The sequence below is a fragment of the Aeromonas sp. R1-1 genome (assembly GCF_040908495.1).
Lineage (GTDB): Bacteria > Pseudomonadota > Gammaproteobacteria > Enterobacterales > Aeromonadaceae > Aeromonas > Aeromonas veronii.
Window position 1 is genome coordinate 1 of sequence record NZ_JBFODV010000109.1, and the last position, 22176, is coordinate 22176.

At 57.8% G+C, this 22176-nt stretch carries 17 protein-coding genes; 8 read left to right on the forward strand and 9 right to left on the reverse strand.

All coding sequences use genetic code 11. The features are described from left to right. Window positions 1–140: 140 nt before the first annotated feature. Complete coding sequence (locus AB5Y92_RS06510) at window positions 141–1169, reverse strand: OmpA family protein (protein ID WP_164537472.1); 1029 nt, start codon at window positions 1167–1169, stop codon at window positions 141–143. Between the two features lie 308 nt (window positions 1170–1477). Next, window positions 1478–2074, reverse strand: a complete 597-nt coding sequence (locus tag AB5Y92_RS06515; protein WP_368226031.1) for a hypothetical protein — start codon at window positions 2072–2074, stop codon at window positions 1478–1480. A gap of 258 nt (window positions 2075–2332) precedes the next feature. Between AB5Y92_RS06515 and AB5Y92_RS06520 the strand changes: the two genes are divergently transcribed. After that, a complete protein-coding gene (locus AB5Y92_RS06520) occupies window positions 2333–2599 on the forward strand; it encodes a DNA-binding transcriptional regulator (RefSeq protein ID WP_005338367.1) in 267 nt (88 codons plus the stop codon). Between the two features lie 200 nt (window positions 2600–2799). Next, window positions 2800–4140 carry an APC family permease gene (locus AB5Y92_RS06525; protein WP_005338365.1) on the forward strand — a complete coding sequence of 447 codons (1341 nt, stop codon included), beginning with the start codon at window positions 2800–2802 and terminating at the stop codon, window positions 4138–4140. A 73-nt stretch (window positions 4141–4213) separates the two neighbouring features. Here AB5Y92_RS06525 and AB5Y92_RS06530 read toward each other — a convergent pair whose 3' ends face one another. Beyond that, entirely contained in the window at window positions 4214–5089 is an 876-nt protein-coding gene (locus AB5Y92_RS06530; RefSeq protein ID WP_005338362.1) for a patatin-like phospholipase family protein, read from the reverse strand. A 46-nt stretch (window positions 5090–5135) separates the two neighbouring features. Further along, window positions 5136–6674, reverse strand: coding sequence for a diguanylate cyclase (locus AB5Y92_RS06535; protein ID WP_368226033.1), 1539 nt, complete (start codon window positions 6672–6674; stop codon window positions 5136–5138). Window positions 6675–6871: 197 nt separating this feature from the next. Between AB5Y92_RS06535 and AB5Y92_RS06540 the strand changes: the two genes are divergently transcribed. From AB5Y92_RS06540 to AB5Y92_RS06550, 3 genes are all read left to right on the forward strand, one after another. Continuing rightward, window positions 6872–7921, forward strand: coding sequence for an efflux RND transporter periplasmic adaptor subunit (locus AB5Y92_RS06540; RefSeq protein WP_162632523.1), 1050 nt, complete (start codon window positions 6872–6874; stop codon window positions 7919–7921). Next, window positions 7921–11037: an efflux RND transporter permease subunit gene (locus AB5Y92_RS06545; RefSeq protein ID WP_368226036.1), complete on the forward strand. Its 3117-nt coding sequence runs from the start codon at window positions 7921–7923 to the stop codon at window positions 11035–11037. Before AB5Y92_RS06540 ends, AB5Y92_RS06545 begins: the two co-directional genes overlap by 1 nt. Window positions 11038–11210: 173 nt before the next feature. Further along, window positions 11211–13550, forward strand: coding sequence for a YgiQ family radical SAM protein (locus tag AB5Y92_RS06550; RefSeq protein ID WP_368226039.1), 2340 nt, complete (start codon window positions 11211–11213; stop codon window positions 13548–13550). Between the two features lie 56 nt (window positions 13551–13606). On the opposite strand, the gene AB5Y92_RS06555 is transcribed toward AB5Y92_RS06550, so the two are convergent. The 3 genes from AB5Y92_RS06555 to AB5Y92_RS06565 form a co-directional block, all read right to left on the reverse strand. Further along, complete coding sequence (locus AB5Y92_RS06555) at window positions 13607–14203, reverse strand: hypothetical protein (RefSeq protein ID WP_368226041.1); 597 nt, start codon at window positions 14201–14203, stop codon at window positions 13607–13609. Then, the gene (locus AB5Y92_RS06560) at window positions 14204–15640 is read right to left on the reverse strand and encodes an AAA family ATPase (RefSeq protein WP_368226044.1); all 1437 of its coding nucleotides are present in this window, start codon (window positions 15638–15640) and stop codon (window positions 14204–14206) included. It abuts the gene before it with no gap. A 545-nt stretch (window positions 15641–16185) separates the two neighbouring features. Further along, the gene (locus tag AB5Y92_RS06565; RefSeq protein ID WP_368226046.1) at window positions 16186–17685 is read right to left on the reverse strand and encodes a histidine-type phosphatase; all 1500 of its coding nucleotides are present in this window, start codon (window positions 17683–17685) and stop codon (window positions 16186–16188) included. Between the two features lie 236 nt (window positions 17686–17921). Between AB5Y92_RS06565 and AB5Y92_RS06570 the strand changes: the two genes are divergently transcribed. The 3 genes from AB5Y92_RS06570 (at window position 17922) to AB5Y92_RS06580 (ending at window position 20435) form a co-directional block, all read left to right on the forward strand. Continuing rightward, entirely contained in the window at window positions 17922–18872 is a 951-nt protein-coding gene (locus AB5Y92_RS06570; protein WP_216953146.1) for a transposase, read from the forward strand. Between the two features lie 253 nt (window positions 18873–19125). After that, window positions 19126–19392: a hypothetical protein gene (locus tag AB5Y92_RS06575; RefSeq protein ID WP_368226048.1), complete on the forward strand. Its 267-nt coding sequence runs from the start codon at window positions 19126–19128 to the stop codon at window positions 19390–19392. Between the two features lie 128 nt (window positions 19393–19520). Further along, on the forward strand, window positions 19521–20435 hold the full coding sequence (locus tag AB5Y92_RS06580; protein WP_368226050.1) for a Gfo/Idh/MocA family protein: 915 nt from the start codon (window positions 19521–19523) through the stop codon (window positions 20433–20435). A 111-nt stretch (window positions 20436–20546) separates the two neighbouring features. On the opposite strand, the gene AB5Y92_RS06585 is transcribed toward AB5Y92_RS06580, so the two are convergent. Both AB5Y92_RS06585 and AB5Y92_RS06590 read right to left on the reverse strand, forming a co-directional pair. Then, window positions 20547–20897 carry a TusE/DsrC/DsvC family sulfur relay protein gene (locus AB5Y92_RS06585; protein WP_005347582.1) on the reverse strand — a complete coding sequence of 117 codons (351 nt, stop codon included), beginning with the start codon at window positions 20895–20897 and terminating at the stop codon, window positions 20547–20549. A gap of 24 nt (window positions 20898–20921) precedes the next feature. Further along, on the reverse strand, window positions 20922–22176 hold a 1255-nt coding region (locus AB5Y92_RS06590; protein WP_368226053.1), incomplete at its 5' end, for an FUSC family protein.

Here is a 22176-nt window from a genome sequence, read left to right on the forward strand (position 1 = left end):
GAGTTACCCCCGCAGTGTGAAGGCAAGACCACAAAAGTATGCGGTGCAAAAAGCCAATAAAAACAATGCCAGTCAGGCTTAACTGACTGGCATTATGCCGCAGCATCCCTTTTTTTTCGCACTATCTGAACGAGGTCAGATTATTGCTGAATTTCTTGTACGCCAGATACGCGAACTTCTACGCGACGATCCGGAGCCAGGCAGGAGATCAGTTGAGCTTTAGCAGTTACGCCGTTGCACTTGGTACCGGTAACCGGGTTGGCTTCGCCACGACCTTCGATGGCAACTTTGCTGGCAGCCATACCTTTGCTCACCAGGAAGTTGGCAACGGTACGGGCACGGGCTTCAGACAGCTTCTGGTTGTAAGCGTCGGAACCGATACGGTCGGTGTAACCAACAACAACAGCGTTGCCATCTTTCGGCTGGAACTCAACGATTTGCTGATAGAGACCGTTCAGGGCTGCAACGCCTTCCGGCTTCAGGGTGTCTTTGCCGAAGGCAAACAGCACGTCTGAGTTCAGGGCGAAGTTCTTCTCTACCACTTGCGGAGCAGGAGCCGGAGCCTCTTCAACAACCGGTGCCGGAGCCGCTACCGGCGCTACGTAGGAAGTACGGAACGGGTGGTATACAGCTTCCAGAGTTGCAACGCTCTGGTTGGACTTGTAGTGGAAACCATCGTTATTCAGGTCAGCCACGTCCCACATGTAGCGGTAGCGAGCTTGCAGATCCAGCGCGTCACTTACCTTGTAAGTCACACCGGCACCGGCCAGCGGGGAAACTTTAGTGTCGCTGATGCCCAGACCATCGGTGTGAGCCCAGTAGGCGCCGCCTTCAGCGAACAGAGAGAAGTTGTTGCCAACCGGCATACGGGCGATACCGGACAGGGTGGCACCCTGGTTCTCGTAACGCTCACCTTCAATGTTGCCACGACCAGCGTACTGGTAACCGAACTCGGTACCGAAGTTCTCGGTGAAGTTGTAACCAACGAAGGCGTTGGCTGCAGCAGCATCTTCAGTACCTTCGTAACCGCCGCCATCGATCTTGTTCAGACCGTTGAAGTGAGCAGCACCGACACCGGCACCGAAGTAGATGTCGTCAGCGGCGTGAGCAGCGGTAGCACCCAGAGCAGCCATGGCGATGGCGATCATGGAAGGAGCCATTTTCATCATAAAAAAATCCTCGTTGAGATCGCACGTTATTCACGTGCTTCACACTTTGTAATTTATGTAAGCTGCAGGCTCCGCCGTACGGCTGGCGTCGAGTCTGGCAGATGACCCGGTATAACCGGGTTGCACACTCTCCTGGTGTGTCGAGTGCGCTGGCATGGCACGCAATGCGTGAGAAACCACTGCCAGGCAACTGATGTCATTCCGATGACGAGGCGCACTCTATGCCGATTTTAAAACATGATCAAGCTCACAAATGAGCCTTGTGGCAAATTGTGTCGTGACCTTAAATGGCTGTTTATCCAGATTAATTAGTGATCCAGATAGGCCCTGTGCAGTTTCTTCTCCAGCTTCATATAGGCCTGAACCCAGTCGCTATGCGGGCTGGCAGGATTCGCTCTGGCGGCAAAGACCGCGAGGTAGTCAGCCTGGGTAGCGCTCTGCAGCAGGGGGGTAAATGTCATCAAGAAATGTCGGGCCAGATAGGGGTCAAGGGGCCAGATGTTGAGGATGGCGCGAGCCACAGGCTGAACCGCAGCTGAACAGATGAAGTGGCGATGTCCCGCCTCCAGCCAGTCGGCCATTTCGCACATGCCCGATTCGGGCACCAGACCACCATCACCCGGGGTGGTTGCCAGAGCAATAGCCTGACCATTTACCGTGATGAGCTGTTCATTGTTATGCAGGGTGCCGTCGTGGCTGCGCAAGGCCAGGTCCGGGCATGCCAGTTCAAGAAACAGGCTGCAGCTCTCCGGCAGGGCGGCCAGCAGTTCGCTGGCATGGCTGGACATCAAGGCCGGAAGCCAGAATGCTTCGGCGCGATATTGTTCACCTTGCAGGCGCTGTTGTGCCAGTTCTTCTGTGCTGGATACGGGGTGCAGGCGAGAGATAATGCCGGGAAACGCCATACTTATTCCTCTTAATGGGTATCCGGCGGATTATACGAGTTATTGGGGGGGCCACAATAAAGGTTTCTTTTCGAGACTGTTTACCTGAGGCGGCTGAGCGATTACCATCCCCCCTTGAAGGCAAGGGTTGTCGCCGAAAGGCGCTCATAAGATAGAGGCTCGACCATAACGAGTCCGAACAAAACTGATACACTTGACTACGAGTCGTCGCGAAAAATAAAAGGCGGAGTAAATCCGCCAAACGGAGTATGGAACATTATGAATTCAAATATCGTCACTGTTGGCAAGAAGATCCGTCAGATCCGTGAAGCGGTCGGTTTGAGCCGTCCGAAGTTTGCAGATTTACTGGGTGTTCCTCCCACCACGCTGAAAAACTACGAGCTGGGTTACCGTGAAGTTGGGGGCGCCTTCCTGGTTGCCCTGGCGCACCACCCGGATCTGCACAAGTTCACTCTCTGGCTGCTGGCAGACAAGAAAGTCGCCGAAATCGGCCAGATTGGCCCGGATGACCTCGCCAAGGCGTGATCATTGATGTGAATAGAAATGCCGCCTTCGGGCGGTATTTTTTTTGGGTTGCCGATCGATATTTTGATCTAACACGCTTTGAATTATCCATGCAGGCCAACGAGAATAAGCGGCCCCGAAAAGTGGGCCCCCTGGTGGTATCTGGCCACCCGAACACTATTACATTCAGGATGATATGAGCAATCGTATGGAGTATGGGTATGAGCAGTAATGAGTTGGATAAACGCTATGGCCTGATGACTGCCATTGCGATGGTGGTCGGCGTGGTGATCGGCTCCGGTGTCTTCTTCAAGGCCGATGATGTACTGCGTCTGACTGGCGGTAATCTGGCCATTGCGCTGCTGGCATGGGCGCTGGGGGCATTTTCGATGATCTTCGGCGCGCTGGTGTTTGCCGAGTTTGCCCAGCGGATCGAAAAGTCCAACGGTATCGTCGATTATGCCGAAGCGGCATACGGCAAAATGTTTGGTTATCTGGTGGGGTGGTTCAAAGGCGTACTCTATTACGCCCCTCTTTCCGCCATCCTTGCCTGGGTCGCCGCTCTGTACACCATGATCTTGCTCGGCAGTGATAATCCGACCAACTCTGGTGCGACCTGGATACTGGCGGCTGTCTATATGACGGTCACCTATCTGATCAACTTCTACACCCCGGTCCTGGCGGGCAAGCTGCAAGTGGGTTCTACCCTGATCAAGTTGATCCCGCTGATCCTGGTTGCCATTGTGGGCACCATTTCAGGCTTGCTCAATGGTGTCACCGTGACCAACTTTGTGCAGGCAATGGATGGGATAGGAAGCACCGGAGGCACTCTGGCCACGGCCGTGGTTGCTACCGCCTTCGCTTATGAGGGGTGGATCGCCGCCGTGACCATCAACAGCGAAATTCGCGATTCCAAGAAGAATCTGCCCAGAGCGCTGGTGATTGGCACCCTGATCGTCTTTGTGGTCTATGTCACCTATTTTCTGGGGATCGCCAGCGTCTTGCCGACGGACGAGATAGTGGCGCAAGGGGATAACGCGGTAAATCTCGCGACAACCAGCCTGTTTGGCGGGACTGCCTCGACCATTTTGACCGTGTTCGTGATTATCTCCTGCCTCGGAACCCTCAATGGTCTGGTGCTGGCGACCATGCGCATTCCCTACTCGCTGGCGATCCGCAATCAGGGTCCTGCCCCCAAGTGGATGAGCCGTATCGAACCGCATCACCACATGCCAATCAACTCGGCCCTCGCGGCAGCCTTGTTGTCGGTGATCTACTCAGTGCTGTGGTACTGCAGCATCAACGAGACATTCGGTCGTTACATCGCCCTGGACGAGATGCCGATCGTGCTGATTTATGGCCTCTATCTGTTCCTCTATGTCTGGTACATGCGCACCTTTACCGAGTTGGGCTGGATAAAGCGGTTTGTGATCCCGACCTGCGCCACTTTGGGCGCGCTCATCATTCTGTATGGTGGTATCACCAATCCCAGTCTGGGACTCTATCTGCTGGTCTCTGTGGGGGTAATTCTGCTCGGGTTGCTCTTCTACCGTAAGGAGTAACCGGGTAAGTGAGTTGAATAAAAAAAGCGCCGAATGGCGCTTTTTTCATGTGTAAACCGCAGCATGTCGACAACTAACTGCCCAGCAACCCGAGGCGGCCCAGTTCATCCTTGAGCTGATCGAGATTGCGCTCGACACAGGCTTCCCCCTCGTTGATGGCATCGCTGGCACGATGAAAATCCATGATGGAGAAGCTGCCAAGGCGCGGGCAGAGCTGGATCTCCGGCGGGTCACCGGCCATCCGGGCGCGGGTGATCCGCTCCTGCATGATGTTGATGGAGCCACTCATCACGCTCCACAGACCCGGGGTGGCTGGCGCGGATTCACCGCGATTGAGCCACTGGCTGAGCAGGCCGCCGCTGCCGGGTTGATCCGGCTCGTCGGTCCAGGGTTGGTGCATATCGGTGTTGAGGTTGACCGCAATCACCACCTCGGCCCCCATGGCGCGGGCCAGCGAGATGGGCACCGGATTGACCACGGCGCCATCGACCAGCCAGCGGTCGTTGATCCGGGTCGGGGTGAGGATCCCCGGCATGCCGCAGGAGGCGCGTACCGACTGGCGCAGCGGGCCCTGTTGCAGCCAGATCTCGCGGCCGGTATCGAGTTCGGTGGCGATGCAGGCGAAGGGGATGGGCAGATTCTCGAGATCGGGATCCCCCAGATGGCTGGCGGCAAGGCCAAACACCTTTTCGCCGCGAAACAGACCGCCGGAGAGGGCCGGGTCGAGCAGGCTGACCACCTGCAGGCGGGTAAAGCCGCGCACCCAGGTTTCCAGCCGATCCAGTTCACCGGCGGCATAGGCGGCACCGACAAAGCTGCCGATGGAGCAGCCAGCGATCAAATCCGGTTTGATGCCGAGACGTTCAAGGGCGCGGATGACGCCGATATGGGCCCATCCTCTGGCGGCGCCGCTCCCGAGAGCGAGCCCTACGCGGGGTTTACGTGGCACGACAGTCCTCCAAAAAAGGGGTTGAGGGCTCAGCTTACTCCGAGAGTCAGGAGGCGTCACCCTGCCATCTTTCGCTGCGGTTGCGACCGTTGGCCTTGGCCTGATAGAGCGCCACATCGGCGCGGCGCACCGCTTCGTGCAGGGGAAGGTTCTCCTGGTGGGGCAGATAGCCGAGGCTGATGGTGACCTCCAGCCCAGGCTCGATGGCGGCCCAGTCATGATCTGCCACCGCCTTTCTCAGCCGCTCCGCCAGTTCGCCGATCTGTGCGGCGTTACTGCGGCCAATCAGCAGCAGAAACTCTTCGCCCCCCCAGCGGATCAGGCGGTCTGTGGGCCTAAGCTGCTGCTGGCAGATCTGCACCAGCCGGATCAGCACGATATCGCCGACCGCATGGCCGAAGTTGTCATTGACCCGTTTGAAGTGATCCGCATCGAACATCAGGATCCCCGCTTGCAACCGGGCCAGATCTCCCGCCTGCTCCAGCAGCACCAGGTAGTGGCGGTTGAAGGCACCGGTGAGGGCATCGTGGCAGGAGAGATAATTGAGTCGCTGGTTGAGACGATGGGATCTCAGGTTGGAGAGGGCGGCCAGCAGCATAAAGAGGATGGCGAGCAGGGTCGGCGTGGACTGGCAGAGCATGGCCCACACCAGCGGCAGCAGGGTGACGTTGTGCACCAGCCGCAACGGTGTATCGGGGATTGCCATGGTCAGTTGCAATGCCCCTTGCCGCCACTGATATTCGTCGGTCGGCTCGGGGTCTTGCGGTACCACGGGTTGGCGCGCGCTGCTGGCCAGCACCTGATGGTACTGATTGAGCAGCAGATACTCACCCAGCGCCGGCGCCAGTTGATTGAGCTGCGATTGCAAGCGTGAAAGCAGGATGTCCATGCTGATCATCCCTACCAGCGAGCCGTCCTTGTAGAGAGGCTGGGACATGGTGACCATGGTGCCCAGTCCGGCAAAATCTTCGTAGGGGCGGGAGAGAATGGTGTCCCGGCTGGGGTTGGGTGACATCAGCGCATCCTGCCAGTAGTGCTTGTCATAGATGCTGCGGGCAAAACGAAACTGGCTGGAGGGGATCCAAGGATAGAGGTAGATAAAGTTGTCCACGCCGGTGAAGTAGGCCCAGGCGATCTCGCTGCCCAGGCGCTGGCTGGCGGTGGCCAGCAAGGGGGAGAGGCTCAGGGCCAAATGAAGTTGCGCCTCCCGCGCACTGCCGGGGGGCGGCAGCGGGCCGTCACCGGTGAGGTTGCCCGCCAGTCCGGCCGGTAAATCACCGGGGAGTTTGTCGAGAGCCAGCCCCTCTGGCAGCGCCTCGATATGGCGATAGAGCTGGCGGGTGAGCACCGACTGGGGGTCGCTGCGCAGTCGCTCTTCGGCCTGACCGCGCATCGCCTCCAGAAACACTTCGGTCTGTTTGAACCGATCTCGCAGGTAGATGGCGCTGTTGAGGGTATCGCTCTGGTAGAGGCGTTCTATCTGTTTCAGGCTTTGCCGCAAGGTCAGACCAATCAGCAGGATGACCACGGCGAACAGGAGCCAGGTCAGGCGTGTGAGAAAGCGGTGGTCAGACATTTTGGGCATAGGCAGTCAGTCGGGCTGCGAAGGAAATTGTCGTTAGTGTATGCGATGTGGCGTGAAAACAAACGGCGCGACCTGAAACAGAGTGAGCTTATCCCGCTCTTGTTACGTTTTGTCACATTTATACATAGTCACGGCATAGTCTGGGGCTAAAATGGCCCCAATCTGGATTTACCCTCTCACTCTTCATGGACTGTTCGATGAAAATGCGTATCTGGCTCGGCTTGGGCCTTCTTCTAATCGTGGTTGCCGGCGTCTGGGCGCTGCGTCACAGCGAACCCGCCGCCAAAGCACCGACCAGACAGGTCAATATCCGCACTCAAACCGTCAAACAGAGTCTGGCCGAACCGACCCTCAAGCTGGTGGGCAAGCTGGCGGCCAATCGTTCCGTCATCATCAGCCCCGAAGTGACCGGTCGCATCGTCAAGATTGCGGTGCAATCTGGTCAGAGCGTGGCGAAGGGGGAGACCCTGATCGCGCTGGATGCGGGCAAGCAGCAGGCGGAGCTGGCCGAGCAGAGCGCCAGTCTGCGCGACGAGAACCGCAAGCTGGGGGATATGCGCAAGCTGGTGGCCCGTGGCGCCGTGACCCAATCCGAGCTGGAGGGGCAGGAGGCCACCGTGGCCCAGGTGCAGGCACGGCTCGATGCCGCCCGCTACGAGCTCTCCCTGCGTACCCTGCAGGCGCCCTTTGCCGGTACCGTGAGCCTGATTGACCTGAGCGAAGGGGCGCTGGTCAATAGCGGCGACACCCTGCTGCATCTCGATGAACTCGACAAACTGCGCCTCGATCTGGCGGTGCCGGAGCGTTACCTCTCCCTGCTGCGCCCGGGCATGGCGGTTACCGCCACCAGTACCGCCTGGCCGGATCAGCAATTCAGCGGCACCCTGACCACCCTCGACAGCCGCGTCTCCAACGATACCCAGAACATCAAGGCGCGGGTGATGATCCCCAATGGCAACGGTCAGTTGCGCCCGGGCATGCTGCTCAATGTGGAGCTGGCGCTGCCTGCCCAGCAGCTTACCCTGATCCCCGCCCAGTCGGTGGAGTACGCCGGTGAGCAGCGCTTTGTTTACCGTCTGGAGGCCGATGGCCGGGTCAAGCGGGTGCCTGTGGTGCTCGGCGAGACCGAAGGGGAGACCGTCTGGGTCACCGAGGGGCTCAAGGTCGGCGATCGCATCGTGGTCGAGGGGCTGGTCAATCTGCGTGATGGGGTGCAGGTACGTGATCTGGCCGAGGTGAACGGCTGATGTGGCTCTCCGATATCTCAGTTCGCCGCCCGCTGGTGGCGGTGGTGCTCAGCGCTCTGCTCACCGTGTTTGGTCTGGTCGCGTTCAGCAAGTTGACGGTGCGGGAGATGCCGGACGTGCAGATCCCGTCGGTCTCCATCACCACCACCTATGAGGGGGCGGCCCCCTCGGTGATGGAGAGTCAGGTCACCAAGCCTATCGAGGATCAGCTCTCCGGCATCAGCGGCATCAAGAACATCAACTCCATGACCCGCAAGGGGCGCTCGATGATCACCGTCGAGTTCAAGCTCGGCTGGAATATGGTGGAGGGGATCTCCGATGTGCGCGATGCCCTCTCCCGCGCGCGGCCCCGGCTGCCCGATGATGTGGACGAACCGCTGGTGACCAAGGACAGCGGCAACGGCGATGTGGCGATCTGGCTCAACTTCAGCAGCAGCCAGATGGATCGCACCGCCATGACCGACTACGCCAACCGGGTGCTGGTCGACCCCCTGAGTCTGGTGGATGGGGTGAGCGAAGTGGCGCTCTCCGGCGATCTGACCCAGGTGATGTATGTGCGGCTGCGCCCGGCCGACATGGCGGCCCGTGGCATCACGGTGAGCGATGTGGAAGATGCCCTCAAGCGGGAGAACATCGAGCTGCCGGGGGGCGAGATCCGCAACAACTCCATGACCATGGCGGTGCAGATCGCCCGGCTTTACCACACAGCGGAAGATTTCCAGCAACTGCAAGTCACCACAGCCGCCAACGGCCAGAGCGTCTATCTGGCCGATATCGCCGACGTGGAGGTGGGGGCCAAGAACGAAGACAGCGCCTATCAGCGCAACGGCAAAGAGAGTCTGGGTATCGGCATCGTCGCCCAGTCCACCGCCAACCCGCTGGCGGTAGCGCAGGGGATCGAGAAGAAACTCGGCGAGATGCAGCGCTTCCTGCCGGAGGGGGCCAAGCTCGAGGTGGATTACGACTCCACCATCTTTATCAAACAGGCCATCGACGAGGTGTACGAGACCCTGGCCATCTGCGCCGTGCTGGTGGTGGCGGTGCTCTATCTGTTCCTCGGGCAGGGGCGCACCACGCTCATTCCGGCCATTACCGTGCCGGTGTCGCTCATCTCCGCCTTTATCGGCGCCTGGTATTTCGGCTTTTCCATCAACCTCATCACCCTGCTGGCGCTGATCCTCGCCATCGGCCTGGTGGTGGATGACGCCATCGTGGTGGTGGAGAACATCCACCACCATCTGCAGCGGGGGGAACCGCCCCTGCTGGCCGCCTGGCACGGCACCCGCGAGGTGGGCTTTGCGGTCATCGCCACCACCGCCGTGCTGGTGATGGTGTTTGTCCCCATCGCCTTTATGGATGGCATGGTGGGGCGGCTCTTTACCGAGTTTGCGATATTGCTCTCCTTGGCGGTGCTCTGCTCCTCGCTGGTGGCGCTGACCCTGACCCCGGCCATGGGCTCCTGGTTGATGCGCCCGCTCGATAAACCGAACCGGCTCACCGCCGGGCTCGATCGCGGGCTGGGCTGGCTGGAGGGGCACTATCGCCACCTGTTGGCGTGGGTGCTGCGTCGCTCCCGCTGGACGCCGCTGGTGCTGCTGCTCTGTCTGGGCGGTATCGGTGCCCTCTTTGCCCAGCTGCCGACCAGCCTTACTCCGACCGAGGATCGCGGCGTCATCTATGTCTTCGTCAAGGGGGCAGAGGGGACCAGCATCGAGCGGATGAAGCGCAACATGCAGCAGGTGGAGTCCGCCATCATGCCGATGCTGGGCAAAGGGGTGGTGCAGGCGCTGAGCTTCAGTACCCCCGCCTTTGGCCGTGGCGGCGATCAGACCGGTATGGTGATCATCCAGCTCACCGACTGGGCCGAGCGCGACGTCACCGCCACCCAGTTCTCCCGCTCGCTGGGTGCCAAGCTCTCCGGCATTCCCGATGTGATGATCCGCACCTTCCAGCCCGGCTTCCGGGGTGGCTCCACCGCACCGGTGCAGTTCGTGCTGCAGGGTAACGACTATGCCGAGCTCTACCAGCAAGGGTTGGCGCTGCAACAGGCGGCGCAGGGCAGCGGCCTGATGCTGAGCCCGGATCTCGACTACGCCGAGAAGACCCCCGAGCTGCAGGTGACCATCAATCGCGACAGCGCCAGCCAGCTCGGCATTCCGGTCTCCACCGTGGCCAACAGCTTGCAGACCCTGCTGGGCGGGGCGAGCAAGACCACCTATGTGGACAGGGGCGAGGAGTATGACGTCTACCTGCGCGGCAACCAGACCGAGTTCAACGGCATCTCGGATCTTGGCCGCATCTACCTGAAGGCAGCCAATGGCGAGATGGTGAGTCTCTCGACGCTGGCGACGGTCAAGCAGGTGGCGACCGCCAACCGCCTCAATCACTACCAGCGCCAGAAGGCGGTGACCCTGACCGCCGACGTGGCGCCGGATCACACTCTGGGCGAGGCGCTCGATTTCCTCGATGGCTGGGCCAACGAGCATCTGCCGAGCGGCATGACGGTCGATTACGCCGGTGACTCCAAGGATTACCGCGACAATCAGGGGGAGATGGCGATGGTCTTTGGCCTCGCCCTGCTGGTGGTCTATCTGGTGCTGGTGGCCCAGTTCGAGAGCACCCTGACCCCGGCGGTGGTGATGGTGACGGTGCCGCTCGGCATCTTCGGTGGCCTGCTCGGCCTCTGGCTGACGGGGCAGGAGATGAGCATCTACAGCCAGATCGGCATGATCATGCTGATCGGCATGGTGACCAAGAACGGCATCCTCATCGTCGAGTTCATCAACCAGCTGCGCCAGCGGGGCGAAGGATTCGAGGAGGCGATCATCGCAGGCTCGGTGCGCCGCTTGCGCCCCATCCTGATGACTTCGCTCACCGCCATTATCGGCGCGGTGCCGCTGATGCTCTCCATGGGGGCGGGCTACGAGAGCCGGATGGCGGTGGGAACCGTGGTCTTCTTCGGGTTGTCGCTGGCAACCCTGGTTACCCTGCTGGTGGTGCCTGCCATCTACCATCTGATCGCCCGCCACGCCGGTATGACAGGGGCGCGGGATCAACAGGTAGACGAAGCGCTGGCCGCCAAGGGGGCAGGGGAGTCGCAGCCTCCGGCGCTCTGACCTCAATCCTGACGGGGGCCAGTTATCAGCCTCATCATCACAAGGGCGCCTGCGGGCGCCCTTGCTATTGCGGGCGGCGGCCTATTCCGCGGGATCTATAGGGATAAAAAGCCATCGCCCCCCTTGGCCGCAACCGGTATAATGCGCGACCCGAATTGTTCCAGGTGGTTAAAATGCAGCCGGTTACCAACCTTTTCTCCTATCCCCGCTATTGGGCCGAGTGCTACGGCACGGCGCCCTTCCTGCCCATGTCCCGCAAAGAGATGGACAAGCTGGGTTGGGACAGCTGCGACGTCATTCTGGTGACGGGGGATGCCTATGTGGATCACCCGAGCTTCGGCATGGCGGTGATCGGCCGCATGCTGGAGGCGCAGGGCTTTCGGGTCGGCATCATCGCCCAGCCGGACTGGTCATCGAAGGATGACTTTATGCGTCTGGGCAAACCGAACCTCTTCTTCGGGGTGACCGCGGGCAACATGGACTCCATGATCAACCGTTACACCTCCGACAAGAAGCTGCGCCACGACGACGCCTACACCCCGGGGGATGTGGGTGGCAAGCGGCCGGATCGCGCCACCCTGGTCTATACCCAGCGCTGCAAGGAGGCCTTCAAGGAGGTGCCGGTGGTTATCGGCGGCATCGAGGCATCCCTGCGTCGCATCGCCCACTACGACTACTGGTCCGAGACCATCCGCCGCTCCATCCTGCTCGATGCCAAGGCCGATATCCTTATCTACGGCAACGCCGAGCGGCCGCTGGTCGAAGTGGCCCACCGCATCGCAGCGGGCGAGACCATCGAGACCATGCAGGATATTCGCGGCACCGCCGTCATCCGCAAGGAGCCGCTGCCGGGCTGGAAAGGGGTGGATTCGAGCAAGCTCGACCAGATTGGCCGCATCGATCCCATCCCCAACCCCTATATGGAAGGGGCGCCCTGCGCAGATGACGCCAGCGACGCGGCCCCTGCCGCGCAGGAGGCCAAACCCGTGCTGGTGCAGCCGGCCAAGCCCAAGCCGTGGGAGCTGACCTACGTGAAGCTGCCCGCCTATGAGCGGGTCAAAGAGGACAAGGTGCTCTACGCCCACGCCTCGCGCATTCTGCACCACGAGACCAACCCCGGCTGTGCCCGCGCGCTGGCGCAGGCCCACGGCGATCGCATCGTCTGGGTCAACCCGCCTGCCTTCCCGCTCGAAACCGAGGAGATGGACGGCGTCTTCGGCCTGCCCTACCAGCGGGTGCCGCACCCCGCCTATGGCAAGGAGAAGATCCCGGCGTTCGACATGATCAAGACCTCGGTCAACATCATGCGCGGCTGCTTTGGCGGCTGCTCCTTCTGCTCCATCACCGAGCACGAAGGGCGCATCATCCAGAGCCGCTCGGAAGAGTCGATCTTGAAAGAAATCGAAGATATCCGCGACAAGGTGCCGGGCTTTACCGGCGTCATCTCGGATCTCGGTGGCCCCACCGCCAACATGTACAAGCTGCGCTGCAAGAGCCCCAAGGCCGAGCAGACCTGCCGTCGCGCCTCCTGTGTCTGGCCCACCATCTGCCCGCACATGGACACCGACCACAGCCCGACCATCAACCTCTATCGCAAGGCGCGCGACCTCAAGGGGATCAAGAAGATCCTCATCGCCTCCGGCGTGCGTTACGACATCGCGGTAGAAGATCCCCGCTATATCAAGGAGCTGGCCAAGTACCACGTCGGCGGCTACCTCAAGATCGCGCCGGAACACACCGAGGAGGGGCCGCTCTCCAAGATGATGAAGCCGGGCATGGGCAGCTACTACCAGTTCAAGGAGCTGTTCGATAAATACTCCAAAGAGGCGGGCAAGCAGCAGTACCTGATCCCCTACTTTATCTCCGCCCACCCGGGCACCACCGATGAAGACATGATCAATCTGGCGCTCTGGGTCAAAGAGAACCGCTTCAAGCTCGATCAGGTGCAGAACTTCTACCCGTCGCCGCTCGCCAACGCCACCACCATGTATTACACGGAGAAAAACCCGTTAAACAAGGTGAGCCGCACCGGTGGCGATGTGTTTGTCGCCAAGGGCGAGCGCCGTCGCCGCCTGCACAAGGCGCTGCTGCGCTACCACGACCCCGCTGGCTGGCCGATGATCCGCGAGGCCCTGCTCGCCATGGGCAAGGGCCACCTGATTGGTAATGGCCCTGGCTGTCTGGTGCCAGCAGAAGGCCGCAACGAGCGCGCCGCCAGCGGCAAGGGGCTGAAACCGGCCTTGACTCGCCACAGTAACATTGCCCATCAGCGCGGCAATGGCGCAGGCAACAAGCCAACGGGCGGCAAGCCGGTGGGTTCCCAGCTGCACAAAGGGGCGGCTAACGGCAAACCGGCCGCACAAGGCGAAGGCAAGAATGCGGGTAAGGATAAACCTGCCCATAAGGGCAAGGCGCCGACCCGCGCTGGCTCTGCCAAGCCGGGCGCCAAACCCGCTACTCAAGGTGGCAAGCCTGCGGCTAAAGGCAATGGTGTCAAGCGACCGGCGCGGTAATATTTCCTGATTGGAAAGCGATAGAAATAAAAAGGCGACCAGATGGTCGCCGTTGTTTAAGATATAATTCTTGAATACCTAATCGCACATTTTTTTTGTTTGTCTACAGTGATTGGGACTGCTCTGAGCTGACCTCGATTTATATTCCGATCACGACCAATCGGTGATTTTATGGCCTGAGTGGTAATTATTCTTCGGATGAAGTTTGGTGAGATATCTAGATGATAATAATATTTGCACAACTGAATTAGATAGTTGACAAACAAAATTGAATTCTCAATCTGAATCTCCCCACGGATACTAAGAGTGTCTGACTTTAGGTCGGCGATTAATATATCGGCTTTTGCCTTTTTGCTAACCTCGTCAATATCAACAACTTCTCGCAAGGTAAAAACAACTAAATCACATGATTTATTTATCCCAATTCCATTTTCTGGGTTGAAATAGGAAGACAGCTTTTTAAAAGAACGGTCGTTTGGCTCATCATGGTCAAGTGTAAATGCTAAGCTATCATCTGGGATTTCAAGAATATCCACACTTTGCACTTTGCTTCCAGGTGAAGATTCAGATAGGCGTAAGAAAGATCCTTTTTCTGTTATAGTTAGAGCCAGTTTTACTTTTTCGTGGAGAATTTCGCCAATGGTGTTAATCATTTATGGCTCCACTATATAATTGACATTATCTTCTCTCTCTGCTGCAGAAATGATGACATCATCGAAAATGACCGATTCCATACCATAGTCGCTGACAATAATAGGTTCGATTTCACCATCGCAGGTAATGTTAAATACATTGACGTTTTGGGGGGGCAATATATCAGCGCTATGAGCAACGAAGTTTTCTATCTGCTCTTTATTGTCTTTTATTTTATATAATTTTATTCTATTATTAATTTCTCTGACAATATAGTCACTATGAGTTGTCATAATAACTTTAATACCTGAGTTAACCAATCTTACAATAAGCTCAGCCATTATAATCTGATTGTCAGGATGTAGATTCAACTCGGGTTCGTCAATTATCAACGTTCCGTTCTTAGGGGCCAACTTATTGATATATAAGTCTATAAATGACATTGCCTTTATAGAGGATGAAGCGACCTGCAATGGAATCTCTGCCTCTTGGTCACCTAAATTATTATGAATTAAAAATGTAGTGTTCCCAGATTCACTACGAACAAATTCACCCTTTATCATTTTTGATAAAGTTTCTCTGATGAGATAATAATTATTTGTCTCAGAAAATTCGCTTTTTCGTTCTTGTAAATTTCCATTTCTAATCGCTCGGATGTTATCCGCGACTGGCAGAGAATATTTTGATATATTTTTCTCAAAAATATTCTGTACATTTGCCGAAGTTCTTTTTTTATGAGACTTTAATACTAATGAATTTCGTAAGAATTCTTCTGCAATATTACTTCTGTTATTATCTAGTTCTGGGTAGAAAAGTTCCACTCCAGTTCGTTCAGATGTAATAATAAATGGGTTACTGATGCCTAATTCAAAAAGAGATGAAACTATTTCACCCGTGATAAGGAAAAAAAAGTGATCATTTATGAAATCTATAACACCTTGTTCATAATCCTCCGCAGAATTAGGTTCAATAGGTGTCATGGTAATATTTATCTCATTGGAGTTCTTTTCTTTCTGAATAAATGCTAATTTATTACCCAAGGGATGCATTACTTTAGATAGCATCTCTTTTTTTTCGGCAACTGATAAAATAGATATATAATCTAAATTTATCTTTGTATTCTTAAAGAAATCAGTTTTAACACAAAAGCCATCCGCTAAAAATGAATTGAAAGAACGATTTATTTTTGAATAAGCCGTAGGTTTCAACAAGTCACTTAATTGTATTTTAAATTGTGTGACTAAGCTTTCAGTGCGATTACTGAATTCGGCGGCTTTTATAGTTTCAGCTATTCTTGATTCTCTATTTACAGCATCGTTAAATTTCTTTGCAATAATATACGTTGCATAACTAAGGTAAGTCTTACCAGAGTTATTTTTCCCGAAAATAATCGTCAACTCATTTGTTGAAAATGATCCCGACTTTATCGTACCTAAATTTTCAATATTTACCTTCATAAGGTACTACCCCTAATCGTCAAGTAGCATTTTTCCATACTACCACAAAACTACAGACTCTAGACATGGAATATTTTATGCTCATCTATCATGTGGTACTGAACTGCGGCAGGGGTTGATCAAGTCCTTTTTTTGTGAAGTTGAGGGTCCACTTGGAGCTAGTTTGGACGGTATGAGTCATCAGCTCACCTTCGCGGATGGTGGAAATCTGGGACACGCACTTTTATGAGAAAGGCGTAACACTGCCGAATCCCACGCTACCGCCCGTGGATTGCAGCTTCCAATATGCTCCCTTGACCCGTGCTGGCAGCAACCCATCGCAGCTCAACAGGTTCTGGATGGCTATGGTAAGCCAAACGAAACTGCCGAGGCGAGCCTTAAAGTGACCTAACTATCAGAAATTAATCGTTTTTTGAACTGGAGCAGCAAATGGAGCCGGAAGGCAGCTTTATAGCCATATCCCGCTTTGGCAAGCAGGGAAGGGGAGTGAATTGGGGCGACCCGCTGGTCGCCCCTGGTGATTGCCATATCCGGCTCGCGAAGGGTTAGCCGTTATAGCCGTAGCAGCGCTTGAGCTCCTCGAAGTCGTAGTAGTGGCTGCCGCTCTGGTAGGGCTGGCAGCCGGTTTTAAAGGCGATCTCCTTTTCGTTGTAGAGCATCTTGACCAGCACCTGCCGCTGCCCGTTCTGGTAGATATCCCACTGAATATTGGCGGTATAGGGGGAGACCCAGCCGCCGCGCCACTCGTTGTTCTGCTGGCTGAACAGCTGATCCGCGCTGGCCCCCTGACGGCTCCCTTCCTGCTTCATCAGGGCGGCGAGGGGGATAATGGCTTCGGCATGGGCAAAGCGCAGGGTGGCCAGTCGGCTCTGCTCGCCCTCCACCACCTGACGCTGCACCTCGTCAAACAGGCCGTCGAGCAGCGGCTGGGCAATGGCGTAGGGGGCGCTCTGGTTGGCAAAGCTCGGCCCCTTTTCGTAGAAATCTTCCGCATCAGAGAGGTAGGAGAACCAGGCAGACTCCTCCGGGGTCAGGAACTGCTCCAGCGCCCAGGGTTCGCTGCCCTGTGCCTGCGCTTCGCGGATCATGCCGGGGCCGATGATAAAGAGGTTGTAGAGCATCAGGGCGGCATCCACTTCGTCGCGCACATAGGTCATGCCGCCATCTTCCGGGTTGACGGCGACAAACTCGACGCCGCCCGCCAGATAGTCAACAAAGCCCTTGCTGTAGATACGCTCCAGCATGCTGCGAGCCATCTCTTTGGTCTTGCTCAGGTTTTTAAGCTGATCCAGCGCCCTGGCCAGCTCGGGGGCCGGGACGATTCCGGCATCTTCGTCGCCGATAAAGCGCTGGTAGATCTCATAGGCGGGCAGGTAGCGGGCGTAATCCCCTTCGGGCGTGGTCTTGTGGAAGTAGAGCTCGAACTTGTTGACCAGCTTTTTGTCGATCTTCGAGGGGTCATCCTGCGTGAGGTAGCACTGCGCCGAGTCGCTGACATAGCTCACGTTGCGCTTGAGGCTCTCCATAAAGTAGAAGGCGCTTTCGTTGGCCCTGTCTTTGCCCGAGGTGACCACCTTGATGCAGTGGGGTTCGCTGCTGTTGAGCAGGGTCGGCAGCCGCGCCGCCAGCCGGGTGGCGAGATTGGCGTGCTCCTCCTTGCCCAGCGCCGAGAGCAGGCCGTAGCCCAGTTTCTGGTTGGCGGCCGTCACCAGATCGACCTTGCCTCCCAGCCCCTGCCCGAGGGTAGTGGGCGCCCCCTGACGCTGCGCCTCTTCCCATACCAGCTTGGTCAGCACGTCATATTTCGGGCTGGAGAGGGAGCGCGAGCCATGGCGCGCCACCATCTCGGTAAAGACCGGGCTGAACCCCTGAGGCGCTGGCTCGTAGCTCTCCGCCTGCTGCTGCGGGCTGTAGACCGCTTTGGTGCTGTATTGGTAGGCGGTTTTGCCCTGGTTGTCGGCAGACGATTCGTTCTCTGACTGGCAGCCGCCAAGCAAGACCAGCGAGACGGCCAAAGCCACATAAGAAGAGCGCGGGAAAGTCATGATGTTCCTTATCTATCCATATGAAAAATAAATGAAAAACTCTATGGCTTGAAAATGACCGCGGGATGTCAGCCAGATGACAGGCTGATGACTTCTGATAAAGCAGTAAGCAAGAGGGAGGGGAGAGAGGATGGCTATAGGGTGGGCAATAGAATCCCTTTTTTCGGGACACCCACCTTTTTGACAGTGGCGTAGGGCTGTTCTTGACTTAAGAGGTCACCGTTGAGGGATGTGCCATGACCATTGCCCGTTCACGTCAAATCAGCTTGCAGGATACGCCTTACTACCATGTGGTCAGCCGCTGTGTGCGGCGAGCCTTTCTGTGTGGTGACGATGCCCATTCTGGCCAGAGTTATGAGCATCGGCGTCAGTGGGTGGTCGACAAGTTGGGGCAACTATCGCGGCTGTTTGCAATTGGCATTTGTGCTTATGCGGTGATGAGCAATCATTATCATCTGGTGCTCAAGGTGGAGCCCGATACCGCAGCCAACTGGAGTGAGCGGGAGGTGGCTGAGCGCTGGGCGGCGCTATTCCAGTGGCCGCATTTGGTCAGGCGCTGGTATCAGGGGGAGATGTTGATCGAGCCTGAGCTGGCTGTCGTGCAGCAATTGCTGGCCCAATGGCGGGAGCGGCTTCACTCCATAAGTTGGTTTATTCGGCTACTCAATGAAAATCTGGCCCGTCAGGCCAATCAGGAAGATGGTTGCAAGGGCCATTTCTGGGAGGGGCGCTTCAAGAGTCAGGCTTTGCTCACCGAATCCGCCTTGTTGGCCTGTATGGCGTATGTTGACCTCAATCCGATACGAGCTGCGTTGACCGATCGGCCAGAGCAGAGTGAATACACCAGTATCAAACAGCGCCTTGACGCGCCTGCTACTACTGAGGTTTTGCCACCACTTTTGCTGCCGTTTGCCCGCCAGGGTAAGCCTGAAGAGCTGCCTTATGCCTTCAGCGACTACCTGATGCTGGTTGATTGGACTGGTCGTGCTATTCGGCCCGACAAGCGGGGTCATATTCCGGCCCAATTTGGACCCATTCTGGAACGATTGGGACTCGATGCTGTTCGCTGGTTGAAGCAGGTGACGCTGTTCAGGCGACAAGGGATCAGAGTGGTGGGAGACAGATATCAATGTCAGCAGTTTGCCCGCCACTGTGGCCAGCGACGATGCCATCAACCAAGGCTGTGATAGCTTTGCATCCACCCTGCTGATAGCTCCGAGTATTGCACATAGTCCAATAAATGGCTGTGCAGGGGCTGTTGCTTTCTAAACCTGGCAATCTCTCCCACCAGCCAACTTTTGCAGGCATCAGCTCGGATACACACCCCTTATTGGGCCTGCAAGTAGCCTAATAGTGGCTTGCTCCAAAAGGTGGGTGTCCCAATTTGTTCCCCTTATTGGGCCTGCAAGTAGCCTGATAGTGGCTTGCTCAAAAAGGTGGGTGTCCCAATTTGATTCGTCCCAATTTGATTCGGCGACGCTCCCCTGTTACACCTCGCTGCAAGCCTTTATGTCGGTCAATGACGTGGCGGCCTGCATTCCGTCGGCCATCGCCACCCTCGGCGATTTTCGCATGCTGGAGCTGGCCGGGGCGCCGCAGCCGTTCGAGGTGGTGGTCGGCAGGCATCGCAAAAGCCAGGGCAATCTGGCCATCGAGTGGCTGGCCGAGGTGATTAAGTCGGTCTGCGATCTTGCCATGCCCGGATAACGCCGCCGTTTGCCGAGAGCTGCACACGCCAGCCAGTGCGCTAACGGCAGGCTGGATCTGCGGGAGAAATCCTGCGATGGTGCGGGCAGTTATCCGCTTGTCCCGTTATCGAGTGAAAAGGAGTTGAGATGCGCATTGCCATGATTGGTCTGGGGGATATCGCCCAGAAAGCCTATCTGCCGCTGCTGGCGAGCGACGAGCGGGTCACCCCGCTGCTCTGCACCCGCAATCCGGCAGTGCTGGAAAAGCTGGCCCGCCAGTATCGGGTCGCCGAGTGCTTTACCGATGTGGCGGCCATGCTGGCCAGTCGCCCCGATGCCGTGATGATCCACGCCGCGACCGCCGTTCACCGCGAGCTGGCCGAGCAGTGCCTGCGCGCAGGGATCCCCACCTTTGTCGACAAGCCCCTGTGCGACAATCTGGCCGAGGCCGAGGGACTGGCCAACCTCGCCATTGCGCAAGATTGCGCCCTCTTTACCGGCTTTAACCGCCGCTATCTGCCCGCCATGGATGCTGCCCGTGCCCAGCCGCTCACCGAGCTTAACTGGCAAAAACACCGCTTCGCTCTGCCGGGCAAGGCGCGGGATTTCCTGTTCGACGACTTTATCCATGTGCTCGACAGCCTCTGCTTCTATGGCGGCGTGCCGGGCGGCGACTTTCATGCGGTATTGCGACCTGATACGAAGGACAACAGCTTGCTGGCTGGGGTAAGCGTCAGCTGGCAGAGCGGCGATCGTGCCATCAGCGGCAGCATGAACCGCAGCGCCGGGATCACCGAGGAGCGCATCGATGCCTACGGCGACAACCTCTCCCTGCACCTTGAGAACTGCACTCGCGGCATCATCGCCCGCGATAAGCAGGCCGAGATGCTTAGCCCCAACGACTGGCAGCCGGTGCTGGCCCAGCGCGGCTTTGCCGCCATGCTGGCGCACTGGTATCAGCAGGTTGAAATCGGCAAGGCGGATAGCGAGCTTATCGCCTCCTACCTGCACGGTCACCGGCTGGCGGAGCAGCTGGTGGCGCTGGCTGACAAGCGGGGATAAGGCTGGCTGGAAGTGCGCGTGGCATGAATGCGCGGTGCGTGAGAAAGACGCATGAAAAACAACGGGGGCCGCAGTTGCGGCCCCCGTTGTTATGGGATGAGATGCATGGGATCAGATGCACTTTACCGGCTTGGGCAGGCCGCCAATCTTGGTCGCCTGCTTGGCGGGCCCTTCCGGGAACAGCTTGTAGAGGTAGCGGCTGTTGCCCTTCTCGGGGCCGTACTGCTTCTCCATCGCCTTGACCAGCGCGCGGATGGCGGGGGAGGTGTTGAACTCCAGATAGAAGGCGCGCACAAAGCGCACCACTTCCCAGTGCGGCTCCTCCAGCTCGATCCCCTCCTGCGCAGCCAGTACCAGCGCCAGCTCCTCGCTCCAGTCGTTGCTGTTGAGCAGGTAGCCCTTGGCATCGGTCTCGATGAGTTGGCCGTTGAATTCCAGCTGATGTTTTTCGGACGCAGACATGAGGGCTCCTCGCTAATGGGGCTATCAGGATTGGGCGGGCATGGTAGCGCCTTGATCCCCGGTGAGCAACCGACTCTCGTTGGCCAGATGCAGCAGCTGATCCGCCAGCTCGCTGATCAGGTTGAGCTGCTGGGTCAGCATCAGCTGCTCCTCGCTGCTGTCCGTGCAAAGAATGGGGCACTGACCACCGATGGAGCTGGAGGGGTTGCCCGCCAGATGACCGGCGGCCTGCTCCAGGGTGTGGCAGATGTGGTGGCGCACCTCATCCAGCCCGCTGATGGCCTCCAGCTTGTCGCGATGGGCCCCCAGTGCCGAGATGTAGGAGAGCAGGGCGTGGTTGCGCCAGGTGAGGGTAAAGCAGAGATCGAGGAAGCGGCGGCGCTTTTGCGGCTCCACCAGCATGCTCTGCCAGGCGGTAGCCAGTTCGCTGTCCGCCAGATGGGCGCTCTTGCGCGCCACCCGATAGTCGATGGACTCATCCCGCTGCTGCTTGAGGCTCGCCAGCACCGCCGAGAGGTAGCGGGCGTTGGCCGAGAGTGAGTTGGCGATAAGCGTCGGCAGCCGCTTGTACTGCCAGTCCGGCCAGAGCCAGGCCACCAGCCCGTAGGAGATGAGGCAGCCGAGCAGGGTATCGAGCAGCCGTGGCCCCAGAATGGCAAAGCCGATGCCATCGAGCAGGTTGAACGCCATCAGCACGTAGAGGGTGATAAAGCAGACCGCGGCGCTGTAGTTGTTGCGCACCTGAGTGAAAAACAGGAAGGCGGCCAGCCCCATCACCACCAGCTGGACGTGCAGCTCGGGAAACAGCCAGAGCACTGGAATACCCACCAGAATACCCGCGAAGGTGCCGAGCATCCGCTGCACCAGTCGGCGGCGGGTGGCGCTGTAGCTGGGCTGGCAGACAAACAGCACGGTCAGCAAAATCCAGTAGCCCTTTTCCAGATCAAAGGCTTGCAGTATGCCGTAGCCGATCACCAGCCCCAAGGAGAGGCGCAGCGCGTGGCGAAACACCATGGAGTGCAAGGTGAGGTGCTGCTTGAGCTGGGTCAGCAGCGGCAGGCGGGGTGGCTTGGCCAGCGCGGGCAGCTCCTGCTCCGGCTGCTCGGGGTTTTGCAGCACTTCGGCGCTGCCGAGCAGCTGGTTGATGCTGGCCAGATTGCGGCGCAGGAACTTCATCGGCGTCAGCAGGGTTTTCGGGTAGTGCTGCTTGAGATTGGTGAACTCCAGCTGATCGCCGAGGGCCTCCAGCGTCCAGTGAATGCGCTTGTTATGGGCGTAG

Excerpts from the sequence above, each read along its gene's own strand:
- AB5Y92_RS06510 (WP_164537472.1), bottom strand. The coding sequence starts at position 1,169 with ATGATGAAAATGGCTCCTTCCATGATCGCCATCGCCATGGCTGCTCTG.
- AB5Y92_RS06515 (WP_368226031.1), bottom strand. The coding sequence starts at position 2,074 with ATGGCGTTTCCCGGCATTATCTCTCGCCTGCACCCCGTATCCAGCACA.
- AB5Y92_RS06520 (WP_005338367.1), top strand. The coding sequence starts at position 2,333 with ATGAATTCAAATATCGTCACTGTTGGCAAGAAGATCCGTCAGATCCGT.
- AB5Y92_RS06525 (WP_005338365.1), top strand. The coding sequence starts at position 2,800 with ATGAGCAGTAATGAGTTGGATAAACGCTATGGCCTGATGACTGCCATT.
- AB5Y92_RS06535 (WP_368226033.1), bottom strand. The coding sequence starts at position 6,674 with ATGCCCAAAATGTCTGACCACCGCTTTCTCACACGCCTGACCTGGCTC.
- AB5Y92_RS06540 (WP_162632523.1), top strand. The coding sequence starts at position 6,872 with ATGAAAATGCGTATCTGGCTCGGCTTGGGCCTTCTTCTAATCGTGGTT.
- AB5Y92_RS06545 (WP_368226036.1), top strand. The coding sequence starts at position 7,921 with ATGTGGCTCTCCGATATCTCAGTTCGCCGCCCGCTGGTGGCGGTGGTG.
- AB5Y92_RS06550 (WP_368226039.1), top strand. The coding sequence starts at position 11,211 with ATGCAGCCGGTTACCAACCTTTTCTCCTATCCCCGCTATTGGGCCGAG.
- AB5Y92_RS06555 (WP_368226041.1), bottom strand. The coding sequence starts at position 14,203 with ATGATTAACACCATTGGCGAAATTCTCCACGAAAAAGTAAAACTGGCT.
- AB5Y92_RS06560 (WP_368226044.1), bottom strand. The coding sequence starts at position 15,640 with ATGAAGGTAAATATTGAAAATTTAGGTACGATAAAGTCGGGATCATTT.
- AB5Y92_RS06565 (WP_368226046.1), bottom strand. The coding sequence starts at position 17,685 with ATGACTTTCCCGCGCTCTTCTTATGTGGCTTTGGCCGTCTCGCTGGTC.
- AB5Y92_RS06570 (WP_216953146.1), top strand. The coding sequence starts at position 17,922 with ATGACCATTGCCCGTTCACGTCAAATCAGCTTGCAGGATACGCCTTAC.
- AB5Y92_RS06580 (WP_368226050.1), top strand. The coding sequence starts at position 19,521 with ATGCGCATTGCCATGATTGGTCTGGGGGATATCGCCCAGAAAGCCTAT.
- AB5Y92_RS06585 (WP_005347582.1), bottom strand. The coding sequence starts at position 20,897 with ATGTCTGCGTCCGAAAAACATCAGCTGGAATTCAACGGCCAACTCATC.